Source organism: Staphylococcus pseudintermedius (assembly GCF_034042775.1).
Classification (GTDB): Bacteria; Bacillota; Bacilli; order Staphylococcales; family Staphylococcaceae; genus Staphylococcus; species Staphylococcus pseudintermedius.
Window position 1 is genome coordinate 2507154 of sequence record NZ_CP120150.1, and the last position, 12843, is coordinate 2519996.

Genomic DNA, 12843 nt, shown 5'->3' on the forward strand with positions numbered 1-12843 from the left:
CAGTCTAAAAACATGAGAGAAAGGACCTAATGGCATATGCTAACAAAAGAATTTGCTCAACGATCTGAGCTTAGTGAAAAACAAGTCCGTAAAATTGTCCAACATCTTGAAGAACGCGGCTATCATTTAAACAAGACTGAATATCGTGGACGTGAAGCGACAGACTTTAAAGAAGAAGATATCGAACTCTTCCAAGAAATTGCTGAACGTGTCGCACAAACGAATAGTTACGATCTTGCTTTCGAAGCGCTCGAAAAAGAAAAAGACTTTTTACAGGTCATCGTTAAGGAAAACGATCAACAACTACCTGCTGACCAACAAGTGCCACAATTGATTCAAGAGTTGCGCCACGAAATTAATCAAATGCGTGAAGAACGTCAAATGTTAGGTCAAATGGTCTCACAAGTGCATCAACAACAAGAAGAGCTTAAAGCATTACATCAACAGTTACATACACAGTTGGAGACGAGCAACAAGTCTCTTGAAGCTTTAACTACTGCACAACAACAACAAACAGAGCAACTGTCAAAAACGCAAGAAACCATTGAAACCCAAACGAAAGAACATCAAGAGCTTGCGGAAACGATTCACCGCAACGAGAAAAAAGGTTTCTTCCAACGTTTATTTGGTGGTTAAGCAACATTGATAACAAGCTAAAAATGTAAAATTTGGATTTAACGTCCGTTTGAGTAATACTAATGAATCATTAATAAAAAAAACATAAGCTAGGGGTGCTCGAGGTGAGCTGAGAAAGATGGTATCTTAACTCTTTGAACCTGACGTGGTTAGAACCAACGAAGGGAAGCGCAATATGATGACGAAATCGTCTCAAGATAAATGGCGAGTAGTCACATTATTCTAATCATATATGCTTTCCTCTTGCATCCTTTTATGCAGGAGGTCTTTTTTTATGAAACAAACGCTGATTATTGGTGCAGGTGTTATGGGATTATCTATTGCACGCCAACTCAATTCCAAACATCGTCATATCCGTATCATTGATCGCTCCACCCCACGAATGAACGCGTCTTATGCTGCGGGTGGTATGTTAGGTGCACAAAATGAATTTTTTGAAGATACCCCACTTTATCGACTTGCAATGAAAAGTCGTGCGATGATGCCTGAATTAGCCCAAGCCTTGGAGCGCGAAACGGGGGTTCATATCGAATATCAACAGCACGGACTCATCAAAGTCGCTTCTCAACCTCAAGATGTCCAAGCCGTCCATCAACAGTATGAATTTTTACACCATCACGATCACACTGTCACTCAACTGTCGACGGAACAATTAACGCAACGGTTTCCCCATCTCGATCCATCACAAAGTGCCGCGTTCAAAATTCAAGACGACGGCCAAATTAATGCAAACCTTTATACACAGGCGCTTATTGCTTCGGCCATGCAACGTTCCCATATCGAATTAATGACGCATACGGAGGTTTACTCATTACAGCGCCTCCATTACTGTTACCGTGTTGAGACGTCAAAAGGCACATTTGAGGCTGACGAACTCATTATTGCAGCTGGTGCATGGAGTGGCGCATTACTTCAACAGTTAGGTTTCGAATTACCGACACATCCTGTTAAAGGTGACGTTAAATTGATTGCGTCTGATTACGCCGGTTTAAAAGAAACGATTTTTAATATGAACGGTTGTTACATCGTCCCAAAATTGCCGAATCGCTTCTTAATTGGTGCAACATCCGATTATGATTGTTGGGACACTGAAAACAATGACGACAACCTTGCTTGGCTTGATCACGAAAGTGTGAACATGATTCCTGCATTACGATCACACCATGTCATTAAAACTTGGACAGGGATTCGCCCTATTACGGAAGATGAAATCCCTATTATGGGCGAAATTGCACCTCAACTTTTCGTGACGACAGGGCATTATCGTAACGGAATTTTACTGTCACCCATTGCTGGTCAACTGATGGCGCAACTCGTTGATGAAGATAGCGAAGCCCGACATCAGCTTGCTCCATTTAGACCTAAAATAAAACAAATATAAAAAATATATCTTGATTTTATGTTTCCTTACTATTATCCTATTATAGAAGTCGGAATTAAAAAGGAAGCGTATTTATGTCTATTTTTTTAGTGATTATTAATTTAATTATTTTTCTTCTCGCCTTATTAAGCCTGTGGGTGATGGCGAAAAAACATGTCAAATTCCCTAAACGCGTGTTCTTTGCACTTGGTTTAGGTATCGTATTAGGCCTCCTACTCCACCTTGTTTATGGTGTTGAAGGCACAGTCACATCTCAAACAACGGATTGGGTCGGCTTAATTGGGAATGGGTATATTGCATTGCTACAAATGATTGTCATTCCACTTATTTTTGTTTCTATCGTCGCGGCATTTACGAAAATTGAAATTGGAGAAAAGTTTGCTAAAGTCGGCAGCTTCATCTTCATGTTTTTGATTGGTACCGTAACAATTGCAGCGATGATCGGTATTATCTATGCACTCGCATTCAATTTAGATGCTTCAAGTATTGACTTAGGGCAGGCAGAAAACGCTCGTAGCGCCGAAATTGCTGATAAAGCAAAAGGGCTGACTGCGACAACATTACCAACACAAATTTTAGAATTGTTACCGTCAAATCCATTTTTAGATTTCACTGGTGCACGTGCAACTTCTACTATTGCAGTCGTGATCTTTGCCGCATTTGTAGGCTTTGCATTTTTACGTGTCGCACATAAACAACCTGAAAATGGTCAAACTTTAAAACGCGGTATTGATGCCATTTACGCACTTGTCATGGCTATCGTAACATTTGTTTTACGCCTAACGCCTTATGGGATTTTAGCGATTATGATTAACACGATTGCGACGAGTGATTTTGCTGCGATATGGACTCTCGGTAAGTTCGTGATTGCGTCCTATGCAGCACTCATTACAATGTACATCATTCACTTAATCATTTTGGCCGTTATTGGTGTCAATCCAGTACAGTATGTGAAGAAAACAGCCGAAGTGATTTTATTCGCATTCACTTCACGCTCAAGTGCCGGTACATTGCCACTCAACGTACAAGCGCAAACGAATCGTCTAGGTGTGCCTCAAGCTATCGCAAACTTCTCGGGCTCATTTGGACTATCTATCGGACAAAATGGCTGTGCGGGAATCTACCCTGCCATGCTCGCGATTATGGTCGCACCTGTCGCGGGTGTTGAAGTGAATCTACAATTTATCGTGACAGTCATCATCGTTGTCGTGTTAAGTTCATTCGGTGTAGCAGGTGTAGGGGGCGGTGCAACATTCGCTTCAATCCTGGTTTTATCTGCATTGAACTTGCCGGTCGGTCTTGCGGGTGTCCTCATTTCAGTCGAACCATTGATTGATATGGGTCGTACAGCACTTAACGTGAATGACTCTATCTTAGCGGGTACAGGCACTGCTAAACTGACAAAACAACTCGATGAAGATGTTTTCAATTCCAATCATATGGACGAATTAACAGCACAACATTAAGCGATTGTATGTCAATACAAAAAACGGCAAACGTCATTAAAGGGGGTATCCTTCCATGAGGTTTGCCGTTTTCTTATTATTTGATGGATGTCTTTATACGTTTTGCGCCTCTTTTTTAAGTAAATCGACTTGAATGATTTCGTCACATTGTTGCGCGAGCGTTAAATCATGCGTCGCGATAATGAGTGTGCGCGTATCGTCGACCATATCAAATAACAGTTCCATCACTTTTTGCCCATTTCCTTCATCTAAAGAACCCGTGGGCTCATCCGCTAAAATGAGTCTTGGTTGTTTCAATATCAAACGGGCAAGGGCGACACGCTGCTGTTCGCCTCCACTTAATGTCGCGACTTTACGCTTATGATTCATATCAATCCCAACCTTTTGTAAACATTGCGTTTTCAATTGTTGGCGTTCTGATTTGGATACTTTCTTGAAAGCGAGTGCCATATCGAGATTTTGATGAATCGTCATAGATTCAACGAGCCCATAGTTTTGAAAAACATAGCCGAGTACATCTCGATAAAAGCGATAATCATTCTTTAATGGACGATGATCGAATCGCACTTCACCTTTTTTTAACGTTTCAAATCCTGCAATCGCGTTCAGTAAAGTGGAGTTCCCTGATCCACTATGACCAATCAACGCATAAGACTTCCCCGGTTCAAATGTCAAATTCACATTGTCAAAAATCGTGCGTTTCCCTTTTTGAATCGTTACATTTTTTAATTCAATCATTCCTTCTTCTTCACCTCTTTAGGCCATTTTGAAAGGTCATGAATATACTCTATTTGAAAGACGTATTTACCTTTGTGAATCACTTTTACATGATCAGACCGGGCATCATATCCACCGAAATTCAAACGATATTTGAGTGGTTCCCCCGATTCGTCATACGCTTGAATATCCACATACGTTTGTGTTCCCAATGGTACCACCGCATAAGACGTCTCCTTCTTTAAAAATGGATTAAAGTAATCAACATACGTCAGACGTACAAAAGATAAAAATAGAACACACGCGATTACGATAACTGCAATCGAAATCAGCATATTTTTCTTCAATATTTAAGCCTCCCTAATCAATGCATTGAATTGTTTTTCTAAATAATGGATGTAAGCCCATTGAATAACGATTTGAAACAGCAAAATCACACCAAATATCCATAGCACATTGCCATTTTGTGTCTTTTCAAATAAGAACGCGCCAATAAGAGCAGTAAATAAACCATTTAATATGATGTAGTTGCGATAGTTTTGCCAACGTCTGAAGCCAAACATTTTTCGCATAAGTAACCATTGACGATGCTGCTCAAAGTAATGCAATACATCTAATAGCGTCACGATACACAAAACTGCCATGGCGATTGCACTAGAAAAGCTATACACCATCCATTTCGTTTGTGCTTCTCGATACTTTTTCATAACGCTGTCTTTATAATTGGTTACGCCTTGCACGTCATCCTTCAAATTAAAGCGGTCGATATTACGGACAATATTTTCATAATTTTTAAAAATCAATTCACCTTGTGATAATGTGGCATAATAAAAATCATCCGTTAAGTCTTTGGCATTTAACATTAAAATCGCAGGCGACTTCATATAGGTTGTCGACAATCCCGTATGTACATCAAAGGCGTAAATGTCGTAAGGCTTTTTCAACTGCGTCACTTGCACCTTTGTCTTTGATTCTGGATTTGGAAGTTGATAGTTCACCCAATCCTGAAAATCTGCACGTATAGCTGAGGTTTCATTTTTAGCTTGAGGAGGTAAATACAACTCTATTTGCCCAGGTCGGTCTTCTAAATTCGGTAAATCTCGCAATTGAAACTTAAAAAAATCAACAAAGTTTTGATTGACAAACAGTACATTTCCTTCTTCTGGCGTATAATTTGTTTGACTTGGTTCATACAATACATTTTGATTCATCAATAATGCTTGTTCATATTTCTCACTGTATACAATCAATTGATGATATCGTTTCGCCAATTCTCTTTCTTCATTTTCACTTAGGTGTATGGGTTTTAATTCAATTGTGTAATAATCGTCTAATTTCCCCCACCATGCTTCTGTCTCTTGAATTTGTGCTAACTTTTTCATTTGATTAAGATTCGGCAAAATGAGGAGTGTGAGTAATACTAACATACTCAACTTGGAGATATGATTCATTGCACGTAACAGACGATAGGGTTTGAGTCCTTTTATCATCAATGGAATATCTATCCGGATAAGTAAGATACAAGACAGTAACGAACTGATAGACAAAATCATCCAAAATAAAATATCCGCTACGATGAGACGACTTACAAAATATTCGAGTTGACCGTCCAATCCTAGCCATTTCAACAATCCTATCGAAAAGAGTCCGACGCTTATAGCTAATACCAACCATCTGATAGTAGTTTTTTTAATATTCAGAAAAATATATTAAAAAAGCGATAACCATGTAAACGCATCGTCGCATACGTTTTAAAATTTCGACTCCGATAATGCAAATGGTACAACAAATAGATAATAAGTAATGTCACAAATGGAAGCAGTACGCCTCGATTAATGAGCACATCCCCATAGATCATCCATGATTGTACAGATCCCATACTCACCTTTAGACCGACACTTTCTAAAGCTGTTTTCAATTGTTCCTTATTAGCAATATTATCTAATATGAAATAATCACCACGTACATCTCGCTGCATCAGTTGATCATGCGTTAAATGATGGTAACTATATGTCGTATTCATCGGCGCGATCGTATGATGATTGGCTTTCTCATTAAACGCATAAATCGCTTTATCGATTTGATGTTCTTTATGCTCGATAACGACTTTAAAAATCGCAATATCTGCGTCTTTCGCAACCTTCTCAAACTTCTCAAAAACTTCTGCTTTTGAATGTTGGTAGTCCCAACTTTCAACTTCAAGCATCACACGACTTCCAGTAAGTATTTCACTATCCTCTTCGTACAGTACAAGAATTAAAAATAAGCTTATTAGTGTGAGCGTGACCACATCTAATAAGTGTTTCATCCACTTCATTGCTCACCTCCAAAAAGTCACTTACTCGTAGTCACAACATAAAAACACTTCATTGTTGCCCTACACTTTTATCATAATGAAATTAAATTTAAAAAACAACTCATTTCCATCTCTATACGACAAAAAGTTTCATGGATAAAACAAGTGAGGAAAAGTGGATATAAAGATTCAAATATTATCCTTTTTCATGAAGTGAGATTGCAACTCAAAATAAAAAGAGGCCGAGTAACCTGTCCCAACCTCTGTTTTAATTATTATTATTTCTTATTAAATCCTGACATTTGCAACCAATCATTCATTTCTAATCGTTGCTTGCTACTCATAAAGCCAGCAATTTGTTCAGACCAAGTTTCATCACGTTTACCTTGTGTACGTTCTTGATAATATTGAGAAACCGTTTGGTCATACGCTTCAATTTGTTCAGACAATTCAGCGTCATCTTGATTGTACGTATCCACATGAAAGACATGTGATAACGGGAGACGTGGTTTAGGTGAACCATTTTCGTCATCTGCCGGCTCTCCAATAGCCATACCGAATAATGGGAAGACGTGTTCAGGTAAATTTAAAATTTCGCGTACCCGTTGCACATCGTTACGTAATGAACCGAGATATACAATGCCGTAACCCATATCTTCAGCCGTTAATGCAATATTTTGCGCCGCTAATGCCGCGTCAACTGTACCGACTAATAACCCTTCAGCCGATTCAAAGCTCGCTGCCATGTCTGCTTTCGATTTTTCATTAACCAACTGGTGGCGATGGTAATCAATCACATAAACGAGCAAGTACCCATTTTCAACGACATAAGGCTGACCTGAGACTTCTCTAAGTGCCTCTTTCTTTTCAATAGATTCTACCCCAATAAATGATGTCGTTTGTAAAAAACTCGATGTCGATGCCATTTGTCCTGCTTCTATTAATTTTTCAATTGTTGCTCGTTCGATAGGTGTTTGTTTGAACTTTCTCACTGAATGATGTCGCTTGGCCAAATCATACACATATTCTGACATAAAAACACTCCTAACATCCTTTTCTCTATCGTAACATTTGCCCTACTAAAACGCATGATTCGTGCATGCTTCCTAGCTATCATACTCGTACTTTATTAAATTAGCGAAAATCACATCTGTTATGACAACATCAACAAAGTGCTTTCTATATTTACCCTTTAATTGAGAATGAAAGCATATAAATGATATTCAAATCTTTTATCAATTAACTTATTTCCATTTTTATTTCCAATACATCGTCTGCTTTATTAACTTTACTACAATGAGAAAATAATGCGTATCAATCACCAAATGTGACCGAATTGTGATCAAAAAGTGGCTTTTTTACTGTATTTATGCTTTATTGCACCTATAACATCAAAACCGCTATTAATGATGAAAGCGTTTGACTTCAAAGTGGATAAAAATCTTTTGTATTTATTTGACGTAATGATTGTTCCATGTCATAATACTACTTGAGATTAGAATTATTATTAATAAGGAATTATCACAAAGTAAAACTTGGTTCTAATCCAAATAATAATGATTCATATAAATAGGAGGATTTTGATTATGTCATTAATCGGTAAACAAATTGAGGAATTTTCAGCACAAGCATACAATGCAAAAACAGATGAATTTATTGAAGTTACACACGAAGATTTAAAAGGTAACTGGAATGTTGTCGTATTCTACCCTGCAGATTTCTCATTCGTATGTCCAACTGAATTAGAAGATGTACAAAATCATTACGAAAAATTACAAGAGTTAGGTACAAACGTATTCTCTGTTTCTACAGATACTCACTTTGTACATAAAGCATGGCACGATCATTCAGATGCCATCAGCAAATTACAATATACAATGATTGGTGATCCTTCTCAAGCGATTACACGTCAATTCGATGTATTAGATGAAACGTCAGGTCTTGCACAACGTGGTACTTTCATTATTGACCCAGACGGTGTTGTTCAAGCAGCAGAAATCAATGCAGACGGTATCGGCCGTGACGCAAGCACACTCGTACACAAAATTAAAGCAGCACAATATGTTCGTCAAAATCCAGGTGAAGTTTGCCCAGCGAAATGGGAAGAAGGTAGCGAAACTTTAACTCCAGGATTAGATTTAGTAGGTAAAATTTAAGGAGGCTATACTGAATGTTAAATCAAGAATTAAAGCAACAACTTTCACAACTTCTTGATTTGATGGAAGGTGACGTTGTTCTGAAAGTGAGCACTGGCGATGACGATCATTCTCAAAAAATGAACGATCTCGTTAATGAAGTTTCAGACATGTCATCTCGAATTACAGTAGAAAAAGCTGAATTAAAGCGTACGCCTAGCTTTAGTATCAACAGACCAAACGAGGACACTGGCATTACATTTGCTGGTGTCCCTCTTGGTCATGAGTTCAATTCTTTTGTCCTTGCACTCTTACAAGTGAGTGGTCGTGCACCAAAAGAAGAGCAATCTGTAATTGATCAAATCAAGTCTATTGATGAACCCCTTCACTTTGAAACATTCATTAGCTTAACATGTCAAAAATGTCCTGATGTCGTTCAAGCATTAAACTTAATGAGTGTCATCAATCCGAATATAACACATACAATGATTGATGGTGCAATTTTCAAAAAAGAAGCAGAAGACATTATGGCGGTACCTGCAATTTTCTTAAATGGTGAACAATTCGGTAACGGCCGTATGACAGTGACAGACATTCTTAGTGAGTTAGGTCAAGGTCCTGACGCTTCTGAATTTGAAAATAAAGAAACATTTGACGTCCTCGTAGTCGGCGGCGGTCCTGCAAGTGCAAGCTCTGCCATCTATGCTGCGCGTAAAGGTTTAAAAACAGGTATCGTAGCAGACAGAATTGGTGGTCAAGTTAATGACACAGCTGATATTGAAAACTTAATTGGCGTGAAGAAAACGACAGGTCCATCACTTGCGACAAGTCTTGAAGAACACATTAAAGACTACAATGTGGATATTATGACCGGCGTACGTGCAGAAGGATTAGAAAAAACAGATGATATCGTTCATTTGACTTTAGATAATGGCGCAGTGCTTAAAACGCGCTCACTCATTATCGCAACAGGTGCACGTTGGAAGAAAATCGGTGTACCGGGTGAAGACACATTCGCAAACAAAGGTGTCGCATACTGCCCGCACTGTGACGGACCTCTATTTGAAGGTAAAGACGTCGCTGTTATCGGTGGCGGTAACTCTGGTGTTGAAGCCGCGATTGACTTAGCAGGTATTTGTAAAAGTGTGACAGTCCTTGAATATAGTGAGTCATTAAAAGCAGACTCTGTATTACAAGAGCGTTTAAATTCATTACCGAATACAACAGTCATCACACATGCAGCAACACAAGAAATCAAAGGTGACGACCGCGTGAGTGGTATTGCATACACTTGTAACGAAACAAATCAAGAAAAACATGTTGATTTAAATGGTGTCTTCGTTCAAATCGGTCTTTCTCCTAATACTGAATGGTTAGGCGATACTGTTCAACGTAACCGCATGGGTGAAATTGAAGTCGACCGTTTAGGAAACACGAACATTCCTGGTGTCTTTGCGGCAGGCGACTGTACAGACCAACGCTATAAACAAATCATTATTTCTATGGGGTCAGGCGCAACAGCAGCATTATCTGCATTCGACTACTTGATTCGTAACTAAATAGGATTCATATCATTAATCGGACTGGTGAGAAAGGGTTGTCTTTTCATCAGTCCGATTTTCTATTTTATGCACGTAAAGGCAACACAGCTTTTTCATCCATCGAAGTAAGCAAGCGAGAGCCTTTTGAGTGCAATCACTACAATCGACCTAGGCTAATTCAGTAAACAAAAGATAAGATGGGACACAAAAATTGAGTTTATCCCCATCCTCAAGTGAAAGGTTGATTGTTTTGAAATACTGTAATTGGCATTCCACTTTCTTAAAACACGACACCCATTTGAAGTTTAGAGACAAGCGTAAGATTGCTAGAACGGTGCGTACTTATAAAAATCAAGTCCTTATTGATTGCAAATCTGGGCGAGACTCCTGAGGGATCAGCTGAACCGGCAAATCCACTAACGCTTCCACCAATGTAACAGTTCAATCAAGCGTTAGTTAGTTAAAGGTTTAGCCCCTAGGAAAGGGAGCCCTTTGAGTGCAATCAAAAAGGACAAACACCTTAAAAATGAAATATTATGCTTGTAATCTGAATGAATTGCAATCCTACAAAAACGAAATCAACCAGTTCCAAATTTTAGTAAAAATGCTGACAATGGCATCCCACAATTTTTGCAAGAAATTACGCGTTTCCTCATTATCTAAATCCTTCAACTTCTTCAGTTTGTCGCCGGCTTGGCTTTGAATCATTTCTTTTAACTCAGTCGCCTGTTTTTTAAACGCATCCGGATCTTGGTTGACTACATTGGATTCCGCGACGTTCACCATGATATTTTGAATGACCGCAATTTCGTGATCACTTAAAATCTGATACAGTCCGCGCTCTGTTAATGTTTGGTTGACAATTTGATTGATTGTTGTACTGTTCAGTTGTTGATGTGACGCTTTTGCTTCAGCGATTTGAGCTTTCATTTCTGCAACTGCTTCATTCAACGCTTCATCAGAATAGCCATCTTTATTTTGATGATTTTCACTAATTCGTGCTAAATGATTCATTTCTTGGTTCGCATTTTGAATATCTTGCGCATTTAAACGATGACCTTGTGTGGCATAGGCTTTATAAATGCCTGTCAATGCACCTTCGCCAGTCACTTGATCGACAGAAGCAATTTTAATCGTCGCATCTTGAATACCTGATGTAATCGCTGCATTCATATACTGTTCTCGTGTAATACGTGTAATATTTTCAGGGGTTTCAATTTCTACATCGACACCACTCGTAAAGCGTTTCGGTTTAATCAAAGCACTAGAATGGATAAAGTCGTATTCTGTCCCTGTATATTCAATGATATCCGTATTTGTTACTTTATACGTCGTCACATTGTTGCCGACTCCCAACTTTTCTTTCGTCTCAACAAGTTGGTTGTTATTCAAATCGGCACCTTGGATAAATATTTCTTCTTTTGGCTTAAATTCATTTGCGGCTTGAGCAACGCCTACCATTAACATCGATGTGACCACGCCACTGATGAATAGCTTTTTATACATTTTCGTCACTTCCTCCTAGTGCTACGCTATTTTCTCTATTTTACCATGAATGTTCAACAATACTATCATTCCTCGGACCTAAGCGTAAAAGTACCATGCGCGCTAAGAAAGATGTGGCTAAACGAACAATTCTGATTCATGAGAAGTGCCATAATCAATGTCGTATCCCATATCTTGAATCATGTCATAGTCTAATTGATTCGGCTGTCCACCTGTAATTAAATAATCGCCTACAAAAATTGAATTCGCGACCATTAACGCTGTCGCTTGTAGTGAACGTAAATTAACTTCTCTTCCCCCTGCAATACGAATTTCTTTTGTCGGATTGATTAAGCGAAAAAGCGCCAAAATGCGTAAACAACGGGTCGGTGTCAGTTGATCCATCTCACCAAATTTCGTACCTTTAATCGGATGTAAAAAGTTCACTGGAATACTGTCCGCATCGATTTCTTTCAATGCAAAAGCCATGTCCACAATGTCTTGATTTGACTCACCCATACCACAAATGACTCCCGAGCATGGTGAAATATTGTTTCGCTTCATCATCTCAATAGTATTCACACGGTCTTCATATGTATGTGTTGAGACCACTTCATGATGATAATTTTCACTCGTATTCAAATTGTGATTATAACGATCGACCCCTGCTGCTTTTAATTTCTCTGCTTGCGTCTCATTCGTCAAACCTAGGCATGCACATACTTTCAACTGTGGATGTGCCGCTTTGATACGTTCAACAGACGACGTAATATGGTCAATTTCCTTATCACTCGGACCGCGACCGCTCATCACAATACAATACGTTCCAATTTCATTCTCAACTGCGACGCGTGCACCTTCTGTAATTTCATCCTCTGAGATTAACGCGTAACGTTGCTTTTGCTTCATTTCACGTGATTGACCACAATAGCCACAATCTTCAGGACAAATACCACTTTTCGCATTTAAAATCATATTTAACTTCACTTTATGTCCATAATAATGTTTACGAAGTTGGTACGCTTCATGAACAAGATCCATCGTGTCATAGGACGGATTTACCAACAAATCTAATGCTTCATCTGGAGTCAATGCACGACCTTCTAATATTTGTTTCGCTATTTTCATAGTCATTCCTCCTCATATAGAAGTCAGTATATCACAATTGTAACCATTTTTATAATAA

General features: G+C 38.7%; 12 protein-coding genes and 1 riboswitch. Of the genes, 5 read left to right on the plus strand and 7 right to left on the minus strand.

Going from position 1 to position 12843, the window contains the following annotated elements:
* Positions 1-36 precede the first annotated feature (36 nt).
* From P3U61_RS11880 to P3U61_RS11890, 3 genes are all read left to right on the plus strand, one after another.
* Complete coding sequence (locus P3U61_RS11880) at positions 37-636, plus strand: hypothetical protein (RefSeq protein WP_014614902.1); 600 nt, start codon at positions 37-39, stop codon at positions 634-636.
* Positions 637-717: 81 nt separating this feature from the next.
* A riboswitch (TPP riboswitch) is annotated at positions 718-820 on the plus strand.
* A 90-nt stretch (positions 821-910) separates the two neighbouring features.
* Positions 911-2017: a glycine oxidase ThiO gene (gene thiO, locus P3U61_RS11885; RefSeq protein ID WP_101431424.1), complete on the plus strand. Its 1107-nt coding sequence runs from the start codon at positions 911-913 to the stop codon at positions 2015-2017.
* Between the two features lie 74 nt (positions 2018-2091).
* Positions 2092-3483 carry an L-cystine transporter gene (locus P3U61_RS11890; protein ID WP_323695701.1) on the plus strand — a complete coding sequence of 464 codons (1392 nt, stop codon included), beginning with the start codon at positions 2092-2094 and terminating at the stop codon, positions 3481-3483.
* A gap of 93 nt (positions 3484-3576) precedes the next feature.
* On the opposite strand, the gene P3U61_RS11895 is transcribed toward P3U61_RS11890, so the two are convergent.
* The 5 genes from P3U61_RS11895 to nfsA all read right to left on the minus strand — a co-directional run bounded on the left by P3U61_RS11895 (position 3577) and on the right by nfsA (position 7530).
* Positions 3577-4221, minus strand: coding sequence for an ATP-binding cassette domain-containing protein (locus P3U61_RS11895; RefSeq protein WP_199613517.1), 645 nt, complete (start codon positions 4219-4221; stop codon positions 3577-3579).
* Positions 4218-4547: a YxeA family protein gene (locus P3U61_RS11900; RefSeq protein WP_014614906.1), complete on the minus strand. Its 330-nt coding sequence runs from the start codon at positions 4545-4547 to the stop codon at positions 4218-4220. The genes P3U61_RS11895 and P3U61_RS11900 overlap by 4 nt, the downstream gene beginning before the upstream one ends.
* Before the next feature lie 3 nt (positions 4548-4550).
* A complete protein-coding gene (locus tag P3U61_RS11905; RefSeq protein WP_233510591.1) occupies positions 4551-5870 on the minus strand; it encodes a DUF1430 domain-containing protein in 1320 nt (439 codons plus the stop codon).
* Between the two features lie 26 nt (positions 5871-5896).
* Positions 5897-6517, minus strand: coding sequence for a hypothetical protein (locus tag P3U61_RS11910; protein WP_233510592.1), 621 nt, complete (start codon positions 6515-6517; stop codon positions 5897-5899).
* Between the two features lie 257 nt (positions 6518-6774).
* Positions 6775-7530 carry an oxygen-insensitive NADPH nitroreductase gene (gene nfsA, locus P3U61_RS11915; RefSeq protein ID WP_096533765.1) on the minus strand — a complete coding sequence of 252 codons (756 nt, stop codon included), beginning with the start codon at positions 7528-7530 and terminating at the stop codon, positions 6775-6777.
* A 552-nt stretch (positions 7531-8082) separates the two neighbouring features.
* Here nfsA and ahpC point away from each other — a divergent pair.
* A complete protein-coding gene (ahpC, locus tag P3U61_RS11920; RefSeq protein ID WP_014614909.1) occupies positions 8083-8652 on the plus strand; it encodes an alkyl hydroperoxide reductase subunit C in 570 nt (189 codons plus the stop codon).
* A 14-nt stretch (positions 8653-8666) separates the two neighbouring features.
* The gene (gene ahpF, locus P3U61_RS11925; protein WP_323695702.1) at positions 8667-10190 is read left to right on the plus strand and encodes an alkyl hydroperoxide reductase subunit F; all 1524 of its coding nucleotides are present in this window, start codon (positions 8667-8669) and stop codon (positions 10188-10190) included.
* Between the two features lie 546 nt (positions 10191-10736).
* Here ahpF and P3U61_RS11930 read toward each other — a convergent pair.
* On the minus strand, positions 10737-11678 hold the full coding sequence (locus P3U61_RS11930; RefSeq protein WP_129945663.1) for a DUF1002 domain-containing protein: 942 nt from the start codon (positions 11676-11678) through the stop codon (positions 10737-10739).
* A 117-nt stretch (positions 11679-11795) separates the two neighbouring features.
* A complete protein-coding gene (gene bioB / locus P3U61_RS11935) occupies positions 11796-12785 on the minus strand; it encodes a biotin synthase BioB (protein WP_129945661.1) in 990 nt (329 codons plus the stop codon).
* Positions 12786-12843 lie beyond the last annotated feature (58 nt).